The following is a 22320-nucleotide window of genomic DNA, read 5'->3' as shown; positions in this document are numbered from 1 at the left end:
ATGAACGCTCCCGAAACGCTGACGGGCGTCGACGCGGCCGCGCCCATTGCCGAAGCTCAAGTCGAAGCAGCCGAACCCAAGCGCGCGCTCACGCGCCGCGAGCAGAAAGAGGCGTACGAGAACAACAAGCTGTTCAAGCGCCTCGCGCGCCAGGTCGGCCAGGCGATCGGCGACTTCAACATGATCGAGGACGGCGACAAGGTGATGGTGTGCCTGTCGGGCGGCAAGGACAGCTACGCGATGCTGGAGATCCTGATGCGGCTGCGCGAGCGCGCGCCGATCAACTTCGACATCGTCGCCGTGAATCTCGACCAGAAGCAGCCGGGCTTTCCGGAACACGTGCTGCCCGAGTACCTGAGCAAGCTCGACATTCCGTTTCATATCGAGAACCAGGACACGTATAGCATCGTCAAGCGGCTCGTGCCCGAAGGCAAGACGACGTGCTCGCTGTGCTCGCGTCTGCGGCGCGGCATTCTCTACCGCGTGGCGGGCGAACTCGGCGCGACCAAGATCGCGCTCGGCCATCATCGCGACGATATCCTGCAAACTTTGCTGCTGAACCTGTTCTACGGCGGCAAGCTGAAAGGCATGCCGCCCAAGCTGCAATCGGACGATGGCAAGAACGTCGTGATCCGGCCGCTCGCGTATGTGAAGGAAACCGATCTCGAGAAATACGCGGAACTGCGTCAATTCCCGATCATTCCGTGCAACCTGTGCGGCAGCCAGCCCAATTTGAAACGTGCGGAGATGAAGGCGCTGATCCGCGAATGGGACAAGCGTTTCCCGGGTCGCGTCGACAACATGTTCAATGCGTTGTCGAATATCGTGCCGTCGCATCTGATGGATCACAAGCTGTTTCCGTTCACCTCGTTGCGAGCCACAGGCGAAGCCGATGCACAAGGCGATATCGCTTTCGACGAAGAGCCGTGTTCGACCGATTCCGCATCAGAAGGGATGCAGCAGGCATCGCAAACGATTTCCTTCGTGCAATTCGACGATGTTTAACACTTTCCTCATCCCGCAAAGCCTTTTAAAACAGGTATTTGCGGGGTGATGTCGATCTGGAAGGCCACGTTGCAGTCACACGCAGCGTGCTAGAATCGCCCACTCCAAACTCGTCGAATACGCCCACGTCATGAACATCGTGATTCTGGCGGCAGGCACCGGCAAGCGCATGCGCTCTGCATTGCCAAAGGTGCTTCATCCCCTGGCCGGTCGGCCGCTTCTTGCTCACGTCATCGACACCGCTCGCACACTGAACCCGACGCGCCTCGTCGTCGTGATCGGTCATGGCGCGGAACAGGTGCGCGAAGCCGTTGCGGCGCCCGATGTGCAGTTCGCCTTGCAGGAGCAGCAGCTCGGCACAGGACACGCGGTACAGCAGGCCTTGCCGCTGCTCGATGCGTCCGCGCCGACGCTCGTGCTGTATGGCGACGTGCCGCTCACGAAGACGAGCACGCTCAAGCGTCTGACCGACGCAGCGGGCCACGACGGCTACGGCGTGCTGACCGTCACGCTCGACGATCCTACCGGCTACGGCCGTATCGTGCGTGATGCGCAGGGCAAGGTGGAGCGCATCGTCGAGCAGAAAGACGCAACGCCGGAACAGCAGAAGATCGCCGAGATCAACACGGGCATCGTCGTGATGCCGACGAAGCGCCTCGACGGCTGGCTGTCGTCGCTGAAGAACGACAATGCGCAAGGTGAGTTCTATCTCACCGACGTGGTCGAACTCGCCATTGAAGCGGGCATCGAAGCCGTCACCGCGCAGCCCGACGAAGAATGGGAAACGCTCGGCGTCAACAGCAAGCAGCAACTCGCGGAGCTCGAACGCATTCATCAGCGCAACGTCGCGGACGAACTGCTCGTCGCAGGCGTGACGATCGCCGACCCGGCGCGCATCGACGTGCGCGGCACGCTCGAATGCGGCCGCGATGTGTCGATCGACGTGAACTGCGTGTTCGAAGGCAAGGTGACGCTGGCCGATAACGTATCGATCGGGCCGAACTGCGTGATCCGCAATGCGTCGGTTGGCGCGGGCACGCGCATTGACGCGTACACGCATATCGAAGGCGCGCAGGTCGGCGCGCAGGCCGTGCTCGGCCCGTACGCGCGGCTGCGTCCCGGCGCGACGCTAGCGGACGAAACGCACGTCGGCAACTTCGTCGAAGTGAAGAACGCGGTGCTCGGTCATGGATCGAAGGCGAATCACCTGTCGTATATCGGCGATTCGGACGTCGGCGCGCGCGTGAACATCGGCGCGGGCACGATCACCTGCAACTACGACGGCGCGAACAAATTTCGCACGGTCATCGAAGACGATGTGTTCGTCGGCTCGGATACGCAACTGGTGGCGCCCGTGCGCATCGGTCGCGGCGTGACGATCGCGGCGGGCACGACGGTCTGGAAGGATGTCGAAGAAGGTCTGCTGGTGCTCAACGAAAAGACCCAGATAGGCAAGACGGGCTACGTGCGCCCGACGAAAAAGAAAAGCTGAGGCAAACGCGCGCACGAGGTGCGCTTTCGGCCCCTAACACTGCAAAGGACCATTCACTATGTGCGGCATCGTCGGCGCAGTAGCGCAGCGAAATATCGTTTCCGTTTTGATCGAAGGATTGCGCCGCCTCGAATATCGCGGCTATGACTCGTGTGGCGTCGCCGTGCTGGCGAACGGCGAGCCGAAGCGCGCGCGCAGCGTGGCGCGCGTCGCCGATCTCGACGATCAGGTGCGCGAGACGCATCTCGAGGGCGCAACGGGCATCGCCCACACGCGCTGGGCCACGCATGGCGCGCCCGTGACCGACAATGCGCACCCGATCTTCTCGCGCAACGAACTGGCGCTGGTGCACAACGGCATCATCGAGAACTACGAGTCGCTGCGCGAGATGCTGCGCGGCAAAGGCTACGAGTTCGTCTCGCAGACCGATACGGAAGTGATCGCGCATCTGGTCCATAGCCTGTATCGCGGCGATCTGTTCGCGGCCGTGCGCGAAGCGACGGCGCAACTGCATGGCGCCTACGCGATCGCCGTGCTGCACAAGAAGCAGCCGCATACGGTGGTGGGCGCGCGTCAAGGTTCCCCGCTCGTGGTCGGCCTCGGCGAAGGCGAGAACTTCCTCGCGTCCGACGCGCTCGCGCTGGCGGGCAGCACGGACCGCTTCATCTTCCTCGAAGAAGGCGACGTCTGCGAACTGACGCTCGAAAAAGTGCGTGTATTCGATCGCGACGGCAATCCGGCCGATCGCGAAGTGCGCCAGGTAGCAGCCTACGGCGGCGCGGTCGAACTCGGACCGTATCGCCATTTCATGCAGAAGGAAATCTTCGAGCAGCCGCGCGCGATCACCGACACGATCCCGCAAACCGATGCATTCGATGCGGCGCTGTTCGGCGAACACGCGCAGAAAGCGTTTTCGGAGATCGACAGCCTGCTGATTCTCGCTTGCGGCACGAGCTACTACTCGGGCCTGACGGCGAAGTACTGGCTCGAATCCGTCGCGAAGATTCCGACCCAGGTCGAGATCGCGAGCGAATATCGTTATCGCGATTCGGTGCCGAATCCGAAGGCGCTCGTCGTCGTGATTTCGCAATCGGGTGAAACGGCCGACACGCTCGCGGCGTTGAAGCACGCGCAGTCGCTGGGACACAAGCACACGCTGTCGGTATGCAATGTCGGTACGAGCGCGATGGTGCGCCTGACGGAGTTGTCGTTCCTCACGCATGCGGGCCGCGAAATCGGCGTCGCGTCGACGAAGGCCTTCACGACGCAGCTGGTCGCGCTGTTCGTGCTCGCCATGACCCTCGGCAAGATGCGCGGCCATGTCAGCGCAGCGCAGGAAGCGGACTACATCCGCCAGCTGCGTCACCTGCCTGCCGCGCTCAATAGCGTGCTGGCGCTGGAGCCGCAGATCATCGCGTGGTCGGAAGAGTTCTCGCGCAAGGAAAACGCGCTGTTCCTCGGTCGCGGCCTGCACTATCCGATCGCGCTGGAAGGCGCGCTCAAGCTCAAGGAAATCTCGTACATCCACGCCGAGGCTTATCCGGCGGGTGAGCTGAAGCATGGGCCGCTCGCGCTCGTGACGGAAGCGATGCCGGTGGTGACGGTCGCGCCGAACGATGCGCTGCTCGAAAAGCTCAAGTCGAACATTCAGGAAGTGCGCGCGCGCGGCGGCCAGCTGTACGTGTTCGCGGATGCCGATACGAAGATCGTCAACGACGAAGGCATCCACGTGATTCGCATGCCGGAGCATTACGGCCTGCTGTCGCCGATCCTGCACGTCGTGCCGCTGCAGTTGCTGGCGTATCACACGGCGTGCTCGCGCGGCACGGACGTCGACAAGCCGCGTAATCTCGCGAAATCGGTGACGGTGGAGTGAGGTGGTTCGCCTTGTGTTGATGTCGTTGTCGTAACCGTCTCACCTGCGTTCTGGATACGGCGCCGCGTTCGCGGACGTATCCAGAACCAGTCAAATCTCCTTTCTGCTCCCCCTGATGTTTCCTTCGCGTAGCCTTCAAGGCTTCGTCGCACAGGCCAGCACGCACGGCATCGGTATCCGCACATCATCCTCGCTGGCATAGCGCGCCGCGCCTTCGCGCACGGTCTTGCTGATGGCAGCCAGCGCATCCGGCGTCTGCGCATTCAGAATCGCCGAAACCCGTACGCCGCCGCGCAACAGCATCTCGAACAGCGCATCCGGCGAGCGGGCATGCAGGGTCTGGTCGACTTCCTCGATGCGCGGTTCGCGAAAGCCCGCCGCGAGCAACACGCGCTCGCACTCTGCCCAGTCGCTGAATCGGAAAAACGCCGGCCCGGGCGGCAACTGGACGTCCATCCGTCCATGCGCCTCGATCGCCTTCAGTACGATCGAGAAACCGACGGCCTTGTCCGGCGCAGCCCATACCGTGAAGCCGACCTTGCCGCCCGGCCGAAGCACGCGGAACGCTTCCTCGATCGCCTTCTCGGGATGCGAGAAGTGCAGCATGCCGAAGCTGATGCCGACGGCATCGAATTCGTCATCGTCAAACGGCAGGTCTTCCGCGCTGCCGATGCGAAACGTCAGCGCGGGATAGATGCGCCTCGCCTGATCGACCATCGAATCCGCGAAGTCCACCCCGACGACATCCGCGCCGCGCTGCGCCGCCGCAGCAGCGAGATAGCCGGGGCCCGAGGCGACATCGAGCAAACGCACGCCACGGCGCACGGCCAGCGCATCGAGCAGCGCACAGTGCGACTGGATGGTCAGATTGCCGAAGAACGTGTGATAGGGCTGCGCGACGCGCTCCCATCCCCGATGTTCGAAAGCACTGAACTGGTCTTCATTCATGGCCGTTCCCCCTTGGTGCTTCAAGTCACTTTCCGTTATAGGACCCTCGCGTCAGAGGTCAACGACCAATCGTCGCGAGAACATCCAGCTGGCCTTTAGACATCCAGATGTCCACACGAAGCTATGGACAACATGGGGATATCACGGAGGCGATTGCTGTGGGCAGATTCTGGGTAAACACGATGTGTGCCCGAACATGGGACAAGTTATTCAAACTTCCGGTCAATCGTCCCAAGCTTATGCGCAAAGGTATACGTTTCGCAATCCGTTGAGCGCAAAGCGGATTTGGCGCTTGTCCACAGAAAGTGGATGCCCTTGTTAACTGCTACTACGTATACATATTGATAACTTCAAAGACGGTAAACAAACCGCGCGTGCCGCCTGCATCCGTGGCAGGACGATGAATCTGCCTCTCCGGCGAACAGCATCCAGCAGCAAAAACGCGCTGTCGGAATTCGCAACCAGCAAGCGGGTCATGTGTAGGGTCCGAGCCAACACTTCTGTGCCCGAGTTCGTTCGCGGCGCGCGATCACGCGAGCCCGAATCGCCGCCAGGGCGCACGTAGCAAGCGACACAGTTGGCGCGCGGCATACGGGCATACACCTTGCTGTTATTGGGCGCGCCCGCTAATCGAAGCGGACCTCACCAAAACACCCCGGAGGCGATCGTGCTGGCAACAAAACCGTGTACTGCGACCTGTGTCATCGATGGAATCGCGGTCACGCTGACCTTTTTCCCTGACACCGGCGTCCTGCGCATCACCGACAGCACTGGCAGCCGTTTGAGAGAGACACGCTGGTCTGCGTCGTGGCAAAGCCTTGTCGCGACATTCCGCGAGCTGAGCGAAACGCCCGTCGAAGACCGCGCCGATCCGGATGTGCTGTTTGGCAGCCACTATCGATCGCACGCGATGAGCAGCCGCTTCGCGAACTGAGCGTGACGTGGCGCGCACGCCGGCTGGCGTGCGTGCGTGCGGACAAACGGCCGAACTGGGCCACGATTCGCCCTCGCTTCCATCGATTGAATGCGCGTGCCGGCTCCTATACTTCTTTCCATGGCGCGACGATTCAACAGCCCATCGACGCGGTTCCCCTCCGCGTTGCGCAAGACCGCAGGTTGCCAGCAGTCGTAGCAGAAGTAACGGAAGCACCGGCAGTGGCAGTCACCGAAGTAGCAGTAGGCGCAGCAACGGAAGTCGATGTAACAACCGAAGTACTCGCAGCAATGGAATCAGCAGTTTGAATTGGCGGTTTGAAGTTGCAGTCGCAGTGGCAACACAAGCAACGCAAGCAACACAGGCAGCACGAACAACAGGCAGTCGAAAGACCGGTTCATCAAATGCAGTTGGGGTTAGCAGCAAGGAGTAGGCGCGGGGCCAATCGAAGCAAAAAGAGCTTTTACTAATAACAGCTTCTCGTGATGAGCAGCAGTCGGCAAGCATCCACGCGCCTGTTCGATATGACTCATCCACCGAGCCCTGTTCCCCGCGGAACAGGGCTTTTTTTTCGTGCAGTGAGCGCGTCTCACACGCGCTCGACCTCCTGCCAGCCACCCGTCGCCATGCTTTTCACCGATGCGGCAACGAATGCCAGTCCCTTCACGCCGTCGCCGACGCCGGGAAAGAGCGTCGGCTGGTCGTCGCCAGGTGTTCCCGCTATTCGTGTCGCAACGCGTTGCGCGAACTCCGTATAAAGATTCGCGAACGCTTCCAGATAACCTTCGGGATGACCGATCGCGATACGCGTCGAACGCTGTGCGCCTTCGCTCGTCGCAGGCCCCAGCCGGCGCGTGATGATTTCTTCGAACGCGTCCTGCCGCCGATGGATCAGCCGGTTTGGCTCTTCCTGATGCCACTCCAGCCCGCCCTTGTCGCCGTGAATGCGGAAGCTCAATCCGTGCTCCGAGCCCGCTGCCGCATTCGTGACCCACAGCGAACCGCGCGCGCCGTTCTCGTAGCGCAGCAACGCGGAAACGTAGTCGTCGACGGTGCGGCCGGGAATTGCGGACCCGACGTCCGCGCACAACCGCGTTACGTCTAGCCCCGTCACGTAAGCACCCAGATGAAACGCATGCGTGCCGATATCCATCAGCACGAGCGAACTGCCCGCGCGTCCCGCTTCCGTGCGCCAGCCGGCCGGCAGATCGTGGCCGGCCAGATAACTCTGCACATACTGCAGATGCACCTGGCGAATCTCGCCGAGTTCGCCCGCGCGGATCATGTCGCGCGCCTGACGCACCATCGGAAAGCCGGTGTAGCAATAGGTCACGCAGAACTCCGCGTGCGTCGCCTCCACGCGCGCGGCGATCTCGCGTGCCTGCGCGAGATCGTTGGCCAGCGGCTTGTCGCAGATCACATGGAAGCCGCGCTCCAGCGCCAGCATACAGATCGGGTGATGCGAGTCGTTGGGCGTCATCACAGCGACGGCGTCGATGCGGTCGGGGCGCGCCGCTTCCGCTTCGAGCATCTGTTGCCACGACGCGTACGCGCGGTCCGCGCCGATGCCGAGGTCGAGCGCCGCCTGCCGCGCGCGGTCGGGATTCGACGACAGCGCGGCTGCAACGATGTCGTACTGGCCGTCCAGGCGCGCCGCAATGCGATGCGTCTCGCCGATGATCGAGCCCGGCCCGCCGCCGATCAATCCCAGCCGGATGCGCCGGCCAATCGTGCCTGTCACCATGTCGTCTCCGTCGTTATCGAATGTGCGGGGCTAATGCGTCGCGTTGCGGAACTCGAGGTTGCGCAGCGCGTCGGCGAATTGCTCGTCGGACCAGCTTTCGTCGAGCGCGGTCGCGAGGATCTGCTGCTGACTGGCTGGCGCGAGTCCGCCCACAGGCGGATTGCGATCGAGATTCGTCGGGAACGCGTAGCCTTCCGCGCACGACGCGATGACAGCCGCCGTTTGCGCCGCGTCGAGACGCTGCTGCGCGCGCATGTCCCGCAACACGGGAAACACGGCGTTGCACATTCTCGTGCGATCGAGCGATTCCATGGCGCGCCCATACGCCGACGACACCTGCAGCAGGTTCGCCATCCGTTGCACGTCTTGCGTGCGGTTCGAGCCGGCAGCGTGAAACAGCGCGGGATTGAAGAACAGCGCGTCGCCTTTTCGCAGCGGCAACTGCGCGTAGTGCGATTCGAAATACGCGCGGAAGTCCGCGCGTCGCCACGCGACATAGCCCTGCGGGTAACGCTGCGAGAACGGCAGCAGCTTGGTCGGGCCGCTCTCGACGGGCATGTCGGTGTGTGCGACGGCGCCTTGCAGCGTCAGCAGCGCCGACATCGTGTGCACATGCGCGGGAAAACGCTGCGCTTCGTCGACGGTGAGAAAGCCCAAATGGAAATCGCGGTGCGCCTGTTGCGCTTCGCCGCCCGGCCGCACGACGTTCACCTGTGACGTCATCTGATACGCGGGCCCGAGCCACGCTTCGGCGGCCGCCACCAGAACGGGATTCGCGAAGTAGCGGACGAACACCTCCGGTGCCGCGAGGCACAGCTTTTCCTGCGCGTTCCAGATGCGGTCGTTCGCGCCCGCCTTCGCGAAGTGATCGGCACCGCCGCCCGCCTTGCGCTCGCTACGAATGATCGATTCGAAGATTGCGGTCGCGTCGTCGATGGCGGTCGTGTCGTCGTACGCGCGGTGCAGCACGAATACGCCGGCGCCGTCGAGTAGAACGCTGGCCCATTCGGCGAGCAGTTCGGGACGGCGATGCGCGTCGGCCACGATGGGCCGCAGCGCATCGCCGTCGTAGACGGGGATGGCGTGGGCGACGTCGGCGGCAAGACGCGGCCGTGGTCGCATTTCACGTGAGGTTTCGATCAGCGACGCGAAGTCGTCGACGGAACAGTCGGCTTCGCGAAACCATGTTTGTCCGCCTGAAGGCAGATGCTGGGGGTTCATCTCGTCTCCTCCGATGCAACCGGTTTGTCCGATGCTGCGAACCAGCTTATCCGCAATCTCCGTCGCTGCGTTACCATCGAAACATCAAAAACACATCAAGAACGGGCGGCGCGTTCGTTCGGTGAGCCATGAGTCATCCCTTTCTGATCAAGGAAATCGCTTTGCAGGCGGGACTCGGCACGGCGACCGTCGACCGCGTGCTGAACGGCCGCGCGCACGTTCGCGAGCACACGCGGCGGCGCGTCGAGCAAGCGATCCGGGAACTGGAGAAGCAGCAGCTGACGATGGCGACGAGCGGCCGCAAGCTCGTCATCGACGTGGTGGTCGAGGCGCCGCGCCGTTTTGCAGACGAAATCCGCGATGCCCTGGAAGACATCGTGCCGGGCCTGCATCCTGCGATCTTCCGGCCGCGCTTTCTGATGCAGGAAACGATGACGACGGCGCAGGTCGTCGATGCGCTGCGCGCCATTGCGCGACGCGGCAGTCACGGTGTTTTCCTGAAAGCGCGGGACGTGCCCGAGATTGCGCAGGCTATCGCCGATTTGAAACAGCGCGAGATTCCCGTCGTGACGATGTTCACCGACATCCCGGCGTCGGAACGCATTGCGTATGCGGGACTGGACAATCGTGTCGGCGGCGCGACGGCGGCGTATCTGATCGGACATTCGCTCGGCAAGCACGCGGGCAACGTGCTCGTGACGATGAGCAATGAACGCTTTCGCGGCGAAGAGCAACGCGAGGCCAGTTTTCGTGCCACGCTGCGCGAGCGCTACGCGCATCTTGACCTGATCGACGCGAGCGGCGGGCAGGGGCTCGATGCGGAAACGGAAGAGCGGGTGCGCCAGGCTGTGGGAGCGGGACAGAAAATCACCGCGGTTTATTCGATGGGTGGCGGCAATGCCGCCATTCTGCGCGCGCTGAAGGCGGTGAATCAGCATCCGAAGTGCTTCATCGGGCACGATCTGGACCGCGAAAACGTGCAGCTGCTGCATGGGCGCGAAATCACCGCAGTTCTGTATCACGATCTGCGGCAGGACATGCGGTGCGCGTGCCAGCATGTGATGAGCTTTCACAAGCTGTTGCCGGCGTCGGCGGTGAGTGCGTCGTCGTCGGTGGTCGTCGTCACGCCGGAGAATATTCCGCGTGAAGTCGATGAACGATTTGGCGGGTGTCGATAGAAGCTTCATCGCCGTTCGGCGGAAGTTTCACTCGTCTATTCGCTTTTCGGTGAAGCGACGCGAATCACGCGCCGAATTTCAGACAAATACGACGAGCATTCGGAACGTGACTACAACGGGTGTGGTCCTCGCGTTCTAGGATTACGGGTTGGCTTGCCTGATCATTTTGATTAGGTATCCATATAAATGGATCGCTCTGAAACGAAGCGATCTTATCGTTTACCTCTCCGTCAGTCCGCCTACATGAACAAAAAACGATTCCGCCTCAAGTTCAGCAAACGACTGGGCATGTTGATCGCGGTCGCAGAAAACAGATCCAGCCAGCGCAAGAGTTCGTCGAGCAAGAGAGGACGAGGTGCCCGCATTGTGTCCTCGCTGACGGCAACGGCGGCGCTCGCGCTGCTGGCACTGGATCCGTCGCTCGCACACGCACAGGCGCTGCCGACCAACGGCCAGGTGGTCGCGGGCCAAGCCGCGATCTCGCAGAATGCGAACACGATGAACATCAACCAGGGCAGCCAGCGCGCGGTCATCAACTGGGATACGTTCAACGTCGGCCAGGGCAATACGGTGCAATTCAACCAGCCCAACGCGCAGGCGCAGGCGCTGAATCGCGTGGTGACGGGTGTGCCGTCGAACATTCAGGGCACGCTGCTGGCCAACGGCCAGGTGCTGATCCAGAACGCCAACGGCGTGCTGTTCGGCAAGGGGGCGGTGGTCAACGTGGGCTCGCTGCTGGCGACGACCAAACCGATCGATACGAACCAGTTCATGGCGGGCGGCCCGCTGGAACTGAAGTCGTCGGGCACGAACGCAGGCGTGGTCAACGACGGTACGATCCAGGCGCAGGGCTATGTGACGCTGATGGGCGATCAGGCGCGTAACACAGGCTCGATCACGACGGCGCCGGGCGGCCAGGTGGTGCTCGCAGCAGGCGACAGTGCGACGGTGGCGCTGGCTAACGGCCAGGGCATCCAGCTGACGCTGACGAACGCGACGGCGAACGCGCTGGCAGAAAACAGCGGCACAATCAACGCACAGAACGGTGCGGTGCTGCTGACGGCACGCGGCAGCAACACGCTGCTGAACACGGTGGTGAATCTGGATGGCGTGACGCGCGCGGGCACGGTGGTGGCCGATGCAGGCAACACGGGCGATGTGGCGGTGACGGGCAGGATCGATGCATCGAACGCGACGGGCGCGGGCGGCACGGTGGTGCTGTCGGGCGACCGCGTCGGTGTATTCGGTAACGCGAGCATCGATGCAAGCGGTGCGACGCAAGGCGGCAAGGTGATCATCGGTGGTGACAGCCTGCACAAGCTGGACGGCACGCAGGCGCAATCGATGCTGCAGGACGGCGTGCAGTTCGCGAACTTCACGCAGGTGGATGCGGGCGCGTCGATCAAGGCAGGTTCGAGCCAGGGTAACGGCGGCTTCGTCGAAACCTCGGGCCATAGCCTGAATGTCGAAGGCACGGTGAGCGCAGCAGCGCCGAATGGCAAGTCTGGCGAATGGCTGATCGATCCGACCAATATCACCATCGCGACGGGCGCGGATGCGAACTACAGCGGCAACGTATTCGACGGCACGTTCAGCGGCGGCTCAAACACGAGCGCGACGGTAAAGAACACGACGATCAGCAACGCGCTGAACGCGGGCACGGACGTGACGATCACGACGGCAAGCGCGGGCACGGCGACGGGCAACATCGTGCAGCAGGCCGGTGCGGATATCACGAAGACGGCAGGCGGCGTGGCGAACCTGACGCTCGCGGCCGACGGCAGCATCGCACTGAACGGCAACATCACGTCGACGTCCGACAAACTGAATCTGAACCTGACGGCCGCGATGGGCGCGGCAAACGGATCCGTCAACCAGACGGCCGCGAGTACATTCGATCTGAATGGCGGCGACCTCACGATCAGCGGCAACACGACAGGCGGCCCCGGTCAGGCCGCGGGAAGGCGCGCCGTCGAACTCGATGGCCATGCGCTGAACATCGGCAGCGGCACGATCGCGGGCGCTGCGTCGACTGGGGCAGGCGTCTATCTGACGGGCGCGCTCGAAGCGAACGGCAATGGCACGCTGAACATCTCCGGCTCGTCGCGCAACGCCGATGGCGTCAGCCTGAACGGCAATTTAGCCGTGCGCGACGCCGCGGTGCTCACGATCAGCGGCACTTCATTCAACGGCATAGGCGTGAGTCAATCGTCGACCGCGAGCATTCATGTTGCCGGTGACGGCTCGGCGGATGTCGCCGGGACATCGGTGAATGGCAACGGCATTTCGCTTACGGGCCACACCGCCGTCGACCAGCAGGGAAAGCTCGACATCAGTGGCAGTTCGACTAACGCGAACGCCATTCAGAGCAACGGCAGCCTGTCGGTGGCAGACGATGGCGCATTGAGCATCACCGGAAACGCATCGGGTTCGACGACGGGTTTCGTCGGCTTCGGCAGTATCGACGTGACGGGCAACGGCAGCTTCGATCTGAATGGCACGTCAGGTTCGGGAACGGGCGTATCGGTCGGCAATCAGTCGGGCAATCATCTGAATGTCAGCGGCAATGGGACGGCCAACGTGCGCGGCGTATCGGGCGGTAACGGCTACGGCGTCGCGCTTTCGACCACGGATGTCGGCGATAACGGAACGCTTCACGTCGACGGTAAGTCGGGCGGCAATTCGGGCGTACTGCTGAAAGACGCATTCGATGTTTCCGGCAACGCATCGGCATTCGTCAGCGGCAGTGCGCAAACGGGCGCGGGCGTGACGATGGCGAACAACCTCGCGGCGAGCGTCAGCGGAACGGGTCAGCTCGTGGTGAACGGCGTATCGACGACTGGCAGCGGTGTCGAGCAGAACGGCGCACTGCTCGTCGAGGAAAACGGCGCGGCCGCTGTGTCGGGGGTGTCTACAGCCGGCGCGGGCGTGTCGCAGAACGGTGTGATCGACCTTGCCGGCCAAGGCTCGTTGAATGTGACGGGTAATTCGACTGGTCGTGATGGCGTCGATCTGAATGGCACGCTGAATATCGGTGAGCAGGCGACGAGTTGGATCGAAGGCGCGTCGATCAATGCCGCGGGCGTCGCGCAGAATGGTGCGGTCGCGATTTCCGGGGACGGGGCATCCAGCATTGCAGGGACATCGACGAATGCCGAAGGTGTCGTACAACGCGGCAATGGTTCGATTGCCGTTGCTGGCAACGGGACGAGCCGGATCGAGGGCATGTCCAATGCCGGTGACGGCGTCGCGTTGGGCGGCGCAATCGTGATATCGGAGACTGGTGCGTCCAGCGTTACAGGCCGATCGATCGATGCAGAAGGCGTCGATCTGCACGGCGCGATTGTCGTTGCGGATACAGGCACGAGCGACATCAGCGGCATCTCTGCGAATGCGGCGGGCGTCGAGCAGAACGGGTCGCTCGCGGTGTCGGGCGCAGGCGTGTCGAATATCAGCGGACGCTCGGACGAGGGCATCGGCGTCGATCAGACAGGCGCGATTCATGTCGCGGACAACGGTGCCAGCAATATCTGGGGCGTATCGTCGGATGCAGCGGGCGTCGACCAGAACGGCACGATCGAAGTTGTGGACAACGGCGTGTCGAATATCACGGGCACGTCCGTCAAGGGTGACGGCGTCGATCAGACGGGATCGATTCATGTCGCGGACAACGGTGCCAGCAATATCTGGGGCGTATCGTCGAATGCAGTGGGCGTCGACCAGAACGGCACGATCGAAGTCGCGGACAACGGCGTGTCGAATATCACGGGCACGTCCGTCAATGGCGAAGGCGTCGACCAGACGGGAACGATTCATGTCGCGGACAACGGCACCAGCAATATCTGGGGCTTGTCGACAAACGGCGCAGGCATCGCACAAAACGGCACGATCGAAGTCGCCGACAGCGGCGTGTCGAACCTGACGGGTCAATCGTCCGAAGGCGACGGCATAGATCTGAACGGCAACATCAACATTGGCGACAACGCGAACGGCGAGATCCGTGGCGATTCGGTGAACGCGACGGGTGTCGACATGAACGGCACGATCGATGTCTCCGGAAACGGCACGCTGGTGATCGATGGCAACTCGACGCATGCATACGGCTACGACCAGAGCGGCGCGATCGATATCACCGACAACGGCAAGCTCATCATCAACATCAGCAACGGCGCGAGCAACGCGGATGACGGCGGATCGAACGGAACACCCGACGACGGCGGCAGCACCGACAACAACTCCAGCAACGAGTCGGGCAGCCATTCCGACAATGGCTGGAATAACGGAGCCAATACCAACACAGACAACGGCGCGATCAACAACGACGCGAACGGCACATCGGGCGACATTCCTGCCGGTGGAACGAACGGAGCATCGAGCCAGACTCAGGGCAGCGCATCGGGAGGCGGTTCCAGCAGCGGCGCAGCGGTGGCGGCGGGCGTGGTGGGCACAATGGGCATCGGCGGCGCAGCAGCCTATTTCATTACGCACACGGAGGAGCACTGGTATCTGGCGAAAGCGCAGCCGTTGACGCTCGAGGCCGGCGAATCGTCGTACTGGGCCAAAGCATCGCTCGATCACGTCACGATCGACATGACAACCCACGTGGCGGATGCACGATTGCTCACGGGGAACGGCGCTCTGAATCGTCATCTGACCTTGCGCGATGCCGCCGACGGCATCAAACACTTCGATTTTGAAGATACGACGTCACAAACGAAGGCCGATCTGTCGGTGAACATGCAGACGCACGAGTTCTTCTATACGGAGAGCGGTGTGTCGAACGGGAAGCCGTATGTCGTGAAAGCGCACGGCTGGCTGCAACGAGGGATCGATCCAATGCATGCCGAGCCGTCGCGCGCATCCGATGGTATCGATCTGACGAGCTAATCGCGCCACCTACGCTGCCGGCCTCGCGAGCGGCCGGCAGCAGCGATCTCTCCAATCGCCGAAAAGTCGTCGATAAATCTAGGAGTATTCCTATCGACTGCTATGTTGCGCTCACTCAATGATGCGTTTCCCCTTGGCCAAGCGCCATATCAATACACCTTAGCCGCTCACGCAGTCGCCGCGTCGTCTCGCCTGCTTTCCAATTCCCAGCATCTGATTTTGTCTTATCGCAACGATTTAGGAATAGGCCGATGTATCCAGAGGGGAGTGACTTCTAGGATGCGCAACAAGGATTCGTACGCGCGGTTCGGATTCTCAAAAAAGCCTCGGTAGCCAAATACGGTACTGCCGAGGTCTCTGCCAAAGATCGCTCTGATCGAGGCGTCTTGAACCGCACTGCCAGTCATGGCGCTTCATCGATTCCCCATTTTTATCCAGGCCGGGAGAGGCCATCAGGACACCGCATCGTGCGGAGCCTATGGCTTTGCTTTGCCCGGAAATCGAAACGCTGCGACGCAGTTGTCACGATTTTTATCTTTTACCTCTAGAGAGTCTCCATCCATGAACAAGAATCGGTTCCGTCGGGTATTCAGCAAACGTCTGGGTATGCTGGTTGCCGTTGCAGAAAACGTCATCAGCCAGGGCAAGGCGCCGGGTGAAAGCGCAGGCGAAAGCCCGCGCGGTGAACTCGGCGTCGTGTCGTCGCTGACGGCAACGGCGGCACTCGCGCTGCTGACGCTCGATCCGTCGCTCGCTCACGCGCAGGCACTGCCGACCAACGGCCAGGTGGTCGCGGGTCAGGCGGCGATCTCGCAGAACGCGAACACGATGAACATCAACCAGGGCAGCCAGCGCGCGATCATCAACTGGGATACGTTCAACGTCGGCCAGGGCAACACGGTGCAGTTCAACCAGCCCAACGCACAGGCGCAAGCGCTGAACCGCGTGGTGACGGGCGTGCCGTCGAACATCCAGGGCACGCTGCTGGCCAACGGCCAGGTGCTGATCCAGAACGCCAACGGCGTGCTGTTCGGCAAGGGCGCGGTGGTCAACGTGGGCTCGCTGCTGGCGAGCATGGCGACGACGATCATGTCGTCGCGCTTCCTTGGCACGCCGTCCGCGCACCAGAAGCGCGAAATGCTGCTGCGCTGGCTGCCGGAGCGGCTCGCCGAGATCGAGGAAATCGACGCGCTGCCGATGGGCGTGATGCACGACATGTACATGCACTGCAGCTACGCCGACCTGCCGGGCAAGCACGACATCAAGAAGCCGATCAACGCACTGATCCGCCGCAAGCTGGCGAGCCTTGGCATTCACGACGTGCAACGTCCCGCGGTGCAGCCCGCGCAGGGCGAAAAACCCGTCCTTCTCGTCGTACTCGAATGGTTCTCGAAGAACCACTCGATCTACCGCACCCATTCGCAGACGATGGTCGCGATGCGCGACAAGTTCCATCTGATCGGGATGGGTTACAACGGTCGCGTCGACGATGTGGGCAAGGAAGTCTTTCACGAGTTCATTCCGCTCGAAGGCGCGAATTTGTGGGAAACCGCGCGGCACGTGCGTGATACGAGCGAAGCGCGCAACGCGCAAATGATGTACATGCCGAGCGTCGGTATGTTCCCGATCACGATGGTGCTGGCATGCCTGCGCGTTGCGCCACTGCAGATGATGGCGCTCGGCCACCCGGCGACGACGCACGGTCACGCAATGGACTACGTGGTGGTCGAAGAGGACTATGTTGGCGACGAAGCGTGCTTCAGCGAAAAGCTGCTTAAGCTGCCCTCTGACGGCATGCCGTATCGCGCACCCGCTGCGCTGCTCGAACTGCAACTGCCGGAGAAGCAACCGTCGAATGGCGTCGTGAAGATCGCGGTCGCTGGTACGACGATCAAGCAGAACCCGGGCTTCCTGAATACCTGTGCGCAGATCGCCAACGAATCTAAGGTGCCTGTCGAGTTCCACTTCCTGATGGGACAGGCGAACGGGTTGATCTTCCCGCAAGTGCGCAACCTCGTGCGTCGTCTGATGGGCGACAAGGCGGTTGTTCACAAGCACCAGAACTACGGCAGCTACATGAAGGTGATCGCGGGCTGCGACCTGTTCCTGAATCCGTTCCCGTTCGGCAATACCAACGGTATCGTCGATACGGTGTGGGCTGGCCTCGTGGGCGTGTGCAAGACCGGGCGCGAAGTGCACGAGCACATCGACGAAGGCATGTTCCGCCGTCTCGGTTTCCCCGAGTGGATGGTCGCGAAGACCAACGAAGAGTACAAGGCCTCCGCGCTGCGCCTGATCGAGAATCCGGAAGAGCGTCACGCGCTCGCTGCGAAGCTGGCCGGTCCGCAAGCTATCGAGAAGCTGATCTTCAAGGGTCGTCCGGAGATTCTGGGTGAGCGCATGCAAGCGCTGTGGCAAGAACAGGCGGGCGCGGCGGCGTCGGCGGCGGCGTGAGACGGCCATGAACGAGACGAGCAAATCGGCGCTGCGTCGTTCGCACGATCCGGCCTTCGTTCAGTGCTACTTTGCCGGCGAAGGTCTGGACATCTGCGCAGGCAATGATCCGCTGAGCGCGCATGCGCATCTCTTTCCGCGTGTGCGCAACGTCAAATCGTGGCGCGAAGGCGATGTGACGCAGATGGCGGGCACCCAGGAAGCGTCGTTCGATTTCGTGCACGCCAGTCATCTCCTCGCAGACGTCACCAATCCGGGCAAGGCACTGGCCAGGTGGCTGGAGTTGCTGAAGCCGGGCGGCCATGCGGTCGTCACGGTGCCCGACGAAGATCTGTACGAGAAGGGCGCGTGGCCGAGCCGCTTCAACGGTCGGCACCAGGCGAGCTTCACGATCAGCAAGCCGCGCAAGCAGTTGCCTCAGTCGGTCAACGTGCTCGATCTGGTGCAAACCTTGTCGTATGTCGCCTCGGTCGAACGGGTGAGTCTGGTGCGCGATCACTATGATGATTCGCGCAATGCGGTGGATCAGACGGCACACGGTCTGGCAGAGTGCGCAATCGAGATCGTGCTGCGCAAGCGCGCGGTGCCGACTGTCGGCGCGACGCTCGACGCACTGATGCACGCGGGCAGCGCTGACGCCAGCATCGAGATGGGGCAGCGTGCGGTTCGTACGTATCCGTATGCCTTCCATGTCTACCATCGCACGGCGATGGAATGGCTGCGTTGGGAGCGCGAAGAAGAAATCGATAGCCTGTGGGCGCAGTGTGTCGACCGGCTCCCGGGCGAACATCTGCCGCGTCTTTATCGCGCGTTGCACGAGATTTCGCGGGGCAATCTCCAGGAAGGTTTTCAGTTGCGAGAAGCGACGATGTCGATCTTCGGCTGGCAGCGCCGCACGACGGTTCAGCCTCCGGCGACGTTTCCCGAGTGGAAAGGTGAATCTCTGACGGGCAAATCGATCGTTATCTGGAGCGAGTTTGGCCTCGGCGACGAAATCTTCTTTCTGCGCTTCGCGCGGTTGCTACGCGAACGATGTGGCGCAGCATATGTGACGGTGGTGTGCCAGTCGCCGCTCGTGAAGCTGTTCGAGGAATCGCGCGAAGCCGATGCTGTGATCGATGTGAAGAACGCCGCGCAACTGCCCGCGCACGATTACTGGGTATTCCCGCACACGATTCCCGCATATGTGCCGCTGGAACTCGAAGCGCTGCCGCCGGCCGTGCCTTTTCTCCGTGCGTCACCAGTCAAGGCGCCGGCAGTATTGCTGTCGGCGCCGCGCGACGTGTTGAAAGTGGGGGTGGTCTTCAAAGGCGCGCCGACGCACGAAAATGACCGCGCGCGCTCGCTGCCGTCGCTGTCGGTGCTCGATGAATTGTTCAAGCTGAAAGGCGTCGAGTTTTTCAGCTTGCAAAAGGGTGCGGGTGCCGACGAGGCAGCGCAGTACGGGCAGCGGCTGTCCAACTTCCACGATCTCGGGGCTTGCATCGCGAGCATGGAGGAGACGGCAAGCGCGATTGCCGAACTGGATCTCGTACTGACCGTCGATACTTCCGTGTCGCATGTTGCCGGCGCGATGGGCAAGCCGACATGGGTGCTGCTGCCCAGCTACGGCGACTGGCGCTGGCATTACAGGCGTGAAGACAGTCCATGGTATCCGACGGCCCGGCTCTTCCGCCGACGCTTCGGCGGCGATTGGCCCGAAGTGGTTGCACGTATCCGTGGCCATCTTCTTGTATTGAGCAACGAGAAGCAACTCGCGGTAGCCGCCTGAAGTAGCCTATTGCAAGGGCGCCGACCACGCGACAGTGCGGTTGCGCCCTTCCCGTTTAGCCGAGTAGAGCGCGCTGTCGGCGCGCGCGAGCGTCGTGTTCAGATCGTCGCTCGTTTCGACCTTGCATACACCTGCCGAAAACGAATAGCGGATCGCACAGTCGCCAGCGACCTGCACACGGCGGCTCATCACCTGGCGCCGCATCCGTTCCACCGCCGACACGCCGTGCTCGACGGACGTCGACGGAAACACCACCAGAAATTCCTCTCCACCGATACGGCCCGCGATATCCGTTTGCCGCGTCGCATGCCGGCAGACTTCGCCGAAGTCGCGCAGCACCGCGTCGCCGGCAGCGTGGCCGTGCGAGTCGTTGATCTGCTTGAAATGATCGAGGTCGACGAGCGCGACCGTGAGCGGCGTTTCCGTGCCCACGGCGGCCGTGATCGCGAGTTCTAGTGCCGACATCGAATGACGCCGGTTCGAAAGGCCCGTCAGCACGTCGGTGCGCGCTTCCTGCACGGCGCGTTCGTGCGCGCCGATCCACGCCTGCTCGCTGGAACGCAACGCGGAGATGTCGGTGCCGATCAGCACGATCCAGTCGTTCTCCAGCAGCGATTCCGTCATCCAGAACCAGCGCCCGTCGATCAGTTCCGTCGCGAAGCTGCGCTGTCCGGCCCGTTCGCGGCGCACGGCGATGGCGTCGCCGATGACGGCTGCGGCGTTATCGCCCTCGATACGCGGGCCGCATTGGCCGAGGATGCCGCGCATCACGAGATCGGCGTATGTGATTTCGCCGCGCTCGCGGTTGAGCCGGAACGCGTGCTTGAATGCGCTGCTCGCGAACACGAGCCGGTCGCTCGTATCGTAGATCGCGACCAGTGTGTTTTTGCCGTCGAGGGCGCCGAGCAACGCTTCACATGCGATGTCGTCGGTACGCAGATCCTGAATCGATTTCATATCGGTGCAGATAGGTCTCCGAGCCGGCCGCGTCGTCGAAGCGCGGCCCCGGTCCCAGGTTCGCCGTGTCGTTCAAGAAAAGCGCCACGGACGAAGCCGTGGCGCGAAGCGTTCCAATGATTCCGACTGCGTAAAGAATCACGGAGAACGTGGAGACAGGATTTAGTCTACGTCGGCGGGCGGTGCGGCCATCGTGTGAACAGTGAGCAGTTTTGCCCGCAATTCTGCGGGTCGCGCAGGTTTCGCGGCGTGGTGACGCTCACGCGTGGCGCTTCTCAGGATCCGTGTGATCGCTCAGGCCGTCCGGCGGCGCTTGCGTCCAGTCCACCCCTTGCACCTGGTTGCGGCCGGCCGCCTTCGCCGTGTAGAGCTGCGCATCGGCGGCGGCCAGCAGTTCCTGCGCGTTGCGGCCGTCGGCAGGCCGGCCCGTCGCGCAACCGACGCTCACCGTCACGGCCGGCAATTGCCTGATGCGCAACGCCTCGACGCCGCGACGGACTTTTTCGGCCGAGTTCGCCGCAGCGCTCGCTCCGAGATCCGGTAGCACGACCGCGAACTCTTCGCCGCCGTAGCGCGCAACTACGTCGATCGAGCGCCGCGCCACTGATGCAATGCAGTCGGCCACGGCCGTCAGCACTTCGTCGCCGGCGGCGTGCCCGTAGGTGTCGTTGAAGCGCTTGAAATGATCGATGTCGATGAACAGCACCGACAGCACCGCGCCGTTGCGCCGCGCGCGGCGCCACTCCTCGTCGAGGTGACGATCGAGCGTGCGGCGGTTGCTGAGCCGGGTGAGGGGATCGGTCGCGGCGAGCTCGGCGAGGCGCGTCTGCGCGCGCACCTTGTCGCGCAAGGCAAACGCGAGCATCCAGCAGACCAGCACGACGACGGCGCCCAGCGTGAACGTCAGCGCGCCCGCGACCGCGCTGCGCTTGCGCCACGGGGCGAGCACGTCGTCGAGAGCGGGTGCGACGATCACGACGAGCGGCGTGTCGGGCACATGCGCGTACGAATAGATGCGCCGCACATGATCGATGGGAGAGTCGTCGATGAACGATCCCGCCGTTCCCGAGTGCACGACCTGATATTGCGGATACCGGTCCACATCGACGCCGATGATGGCTTCGGCATAAGGCTTGCGCGCGAGCACCGTGCCGTCTTCGAGCAGGATGAACGCGGTGCCGTCACGGCCCGTGTTGACCTTGTCGAGCAGCCGCTGCAGATAGGCGATGCGCACGGCGAGCAGCGCGACGCCTGCAAACGAGCCGTCGCGCGCGTCGATGCGCCGTGACAGCGCAAACGAAAGCTCGCGCTCGCGCAGCCGCGAGCGGAACGGATGCGAGACGAACAGACCCGCGCTGGGGTTGCGTTGATGGACGACGAAGTAGTCGCGGTCGTCGAACCGGACATTCTTGTTGACGGGGCCTTCCTGCGTGGCCTTCAGCACGCCGTGCTCGTCGACTACGTAGGCGCCGCCGAGGTAAGCCGCAAGCGTCGCACGATCGAACAGTACGGTGCGGCGCAGGTCGTCGGGCAGATGCCAGACGGTCGGCTCCTGCGACCGATGGACGATTTCCTGCAGCGACAGATCGTAGATCTCGACGTTGCGCGCGAGATCGCTCGAAATCAGCGAAACCAGATTGGCCGAGGTTTCGCGCGCGTGATTCAGCGCGTCGGTGCGTCCCGAGTACAGCGTGGCGAGCGTCAGACCCGCCATCGCGGTGGCGATCAGCGTGCCCGCGATGCCCGTCAGGAACGGGCGGTTGCCGACCGCTTGCGACACAGCCGCGCCGCGCTTGCGCGCGAGATGGCGAAACCATTGGCGCAGGACGAGAAGCGGATTGAACACGAGCGTC

The 22320-nt window shown here is 62.7% G+C and carries 13 protein-coding genes and 1 pseudogene; 9 read left to right on the top strand and 5 right to left on the bottom strand.

Translation table 11 applies throughout. The features are described 5' to 3' along the window. The 3 genes from ttcA to glmS all read left to right on the top strand — a co-directional run bounded on the left by ttcA (position 1) and on the right by glmS (position 4373). Positions 1 to 1005, top strand: a complete 1005-nt coding sequence (gene ttcA, locus PPGU16_RS15550; RefSeq protein ID WP_180720853.1) for a tRNA 2-thiocytidine(32) synthetase TtcA — start codon at positions 1 to 3, stop codon at positions 1003 to 1005. Between the two features lie 130 nt (positions 1006 to 1135). Further along, entirely contained in the window at positions 1136 to 2497 is a 1362-nt protein-coding gene (gene glmU / locus PPGU16_RS15545) for a bifunctional UDP-N-acetylglucosamine diphosphorylase/glucosamine-1-phosphate N-acetyltransferase GlmU (RefSeq protein WP_180720851.1), read from the top strand. A gap of 58 nt (positions 2498 to 2555) precedes the next feature. Further along, on the top strand, positions 2556 to 4373 hold the full coding sequence (glmS, locus tag PPGU16_RS15540; RefSeq protein ID WP_180720849.1) for a glutamine--fructose-6-phosphate transaminase (isomerizing): 1818 nt from the start codon (positions 2556 to 2558) through the stop codon (positions 4371 to 4373). A 135-nt stretch (positions 4374 to 4508) separates the two neighbouring features. Here the strand turns inward: glmS and PPGU16_RS15535 are convergent, their stop codons facing one another. Beyond that, positions 4509 to 5321 (bottom strand): class I SAM-dependent methyltransferase, encoded by an 813-nt coding sequence (locus PPGU16_RS15535; protein WP_180720847.1) that lies wholly within the window; start codon positions 5319 to 5321, stop codon positions 4509 to 4511. Positions 5322 to 5988: 667 nt separating this feature from the next. Between PPGU16_RS15535 and PPGU16_RS15530 the strand changes: the two genes are divergently transcribed. Beyond that, on the top strand, positions 5989 to 6255 hold the full coding sequence (locus PPGU16_RS15530) for a hypothetical protein (protein ID WP_180722643.1): 267 nt from the start codon (positions 5989 to 5991) through the stop codon (positions 6253 to 6255). A 589-nt stretch (positions 6256 to 6844) separates the two neighbouring features. Here PPGU16_RS15530 and PPGU16_RS15525 read toward each other — a convergent pair. Further along, positions 6845 to 7999 (bottom strand): Gfo/Idh/MocA family protein, encoded by a 1155-nt coding sequence (locus PPGU16_RS15525; RefSeq protein ID WP_180720845.1) that lies wholly within the window; start codon positions 7997 to 7999, stop codon positions 6845 to 6847. A 30-nt stretch (positions 8000 to 8029) separates the two neighbouring features. Then, entirely contained in the window at positions 8030 to 9220 is a 1191-nt protein-coding gene (locus PPGU16_RS15520) for a phytanoyl-CoA dioxygenase family protein (RefSeq protein ID WP_180720843.1), read from the bottom strand. 128 nt (positions 9221 to 9348) lie between these two features. Here PPGU16_RS15520 and PPGU16_RS15515 point away from each other — a divergent pair, with 128 nt between their 5' ends. The 5 genes and pseudogenes from PPGU16_RS15515 (at position 9349) to PPGU16_RS15490 (ending at position 19510) form a co-directional block, all read left to right on the top strand. Then, positions 9349 to 10398 carry a LacI family DNA-binding transcriptional regulator gene (locus PPGU16_RS15515; RefSeq protein WP_180720841.1) on the top strand — a complete coding sequence of 350 codons (1050 nt, stop codon included), beginning with the start codon at positions 9349 to 9351 and terminating at the stop codon, positions 10396 to 10398. A gap of 186 nt (positions 10399 to 10584) precedes the next feature. Further along, a pseudogene (locus PPGU16_RS43395) lies at positions 10585 to 10731 on the top strand (ESPR-type extended signal peptide-containing protein); the annotation flags it as partial. Positions 10732 to 10764: 33 nt separating this feature from the next. After that, positions 10765 to 15285, top strand: a complete 4521-nt coding sequence (locus PPGU16_RS15505) for a beta strand repeat-containing protein (RefSeq protein WP_180719567.1) — start codon at positions 10765 to 10767, stop codon at positions 15283 to 15285. Positions 15286 to 15846: 561 nt separating this feature from the next. Continuing rightward, positions 15847 to 17739, top strand: a complete 1893-nt coding sequence (locus tag PPGU16_RS15495) for a two-partner secretion domain-containing protein (RefSeq protein WP_180722642.1) — start codon at positions 15847 to 15849, stop codon at positions 17737 to 17739. Positions 17740 to 17746: 7 nt separating this feature from the next. Next, complete coding sequence (locus PPGU16_RS15490) at positions 17747 to 19510, top strand: methyltransferase domain-containing protein (protein ID WP_180720839.1); 1764 nt, start codon at positions 17747 to 17749, stop codon at positions 19508 to 19510. A gap of 6 nt (positions 19511 to 19516) precedes the next feature. Here the strand turns inward: PPGU16_RS15490 and PPGU16_RS15485 are convergent, their stop codons facing one another. Both PPGU16_RS15485 and PPGU16_RS15480 read right to left on the bottom strand, forming a co-directional pair. Further along, positions 19517 to 20467 (bottom strand): GGDEF domain-containing protein, encoded by a 951-nt coding sequence (locus tag PPGU16_RS15485; protein WP_180720837.1) that lies wholly within the window; start codon positions 20465 to 20467, stop codon positions 19517 to 19519. Positions 20468 to 20726: 259 nt separating this feature from the next. Further along, entirely contained in the window at positions 20727 to 22313 is a 1587-nt protein-coding gene (locus PPGU16_RS15480; protein ID WP_180720835.1) for a sensor domain-containing diguanylate cyclase, read from the bottom strand. Positions 22314 to 22320: the final 7 nt, after the last annotated feature.

This window comes from Paraburkholderia largidicola (assembly GCF_013426895.1).
GTDB lineage: Bacteria > Pseudomonadota > Gammaproteobacteria > Burkholderiales > Burkholderiaceae > Paraburkholderia > Paraburkholderia largidicola.
The sequence above is the reverse complement of the archived record's forward strand: the minus strand, read 5'-3'. Positions and strand labels throughout refer to the sequence as shown.

What these genes read in the sequence shown, in the direction of transcription:
- PPGU16_RS15490 (WP_180720839.1), top strand. Translation starts at nt 17,747, where the DNA reads ATGAACGAGACGAGCAAATCGGCGCTGCGTCGTTCGCACGATCCGGCC.
- PPGU16_RS15485 (WP_180720837.1), bottom strand. Translation starts at nt 20,467, where the DNA reads ATGAAATCGATTCAGGATCTGCGTACCGACGACATCGCATGTGAAGCG.
- glmS (WP_180720849.1), top strand. Translation starts at nt 2,556, where the DNA reads ATGTGCGGCATCGTCGGCGCAGTAGCGCAGCGAAATATCGTTTCCGTT.
- PPGU16_RS15535 (WP_180720847.1), bottom strand. Translation starts at nt 5,321, where the DNA reads ATGAATGAAGACCAGTTCAGTGCTTTCGAACATCGGGGATGGGAGCGC.
- PPGU16_RS15525 (WP_180720845.1), bottom strand. Translation starts at nt 7,999, where the DNA reads ATGGTGACAGGCACGATTGGCCGGCGCATCCGGCTGGGATTGATCGGC.
- PPGU16_RS15515 (WP_180720841.1), top strand. Translation starts at nt 9,349, where the DNA reads ATGAGTCATCCCTTTCTGATCAAGGAAATCGCTTTGCAGGCGGGACTC.
- ttcA (WP_180720853.1), top strand. Translation starts at nt 1, where the DNA reads ATGAACGCTCCCGAAACGCTGACGGGCGTCGACGCGGCCGCGCCCATT.
- PPGU16_RS15520 (WP_180720843.1), bottom strand. Translation starts at nt 9,220, where the DNA reads ATGAACCCCCAGCATCTGCCTTCAGGCGGACAAACATGGTTTCGCGAA.
- glmU (WP_180720851.1), top strand. Translation starts at nt 1,136, where the DNA reads ATGAACATCGTGATTCTGGCGGCAGGCACCGGCAAGCGCATGCGCTCT.
- PPGU16_RS15495 (WP_180722642.1), top strand. Translation starts at nt 15,847, where the DNA reads ATGAACAAGAATCGGTTCCGTCGGGTATTCAGCAAACGTCTGGGTATG.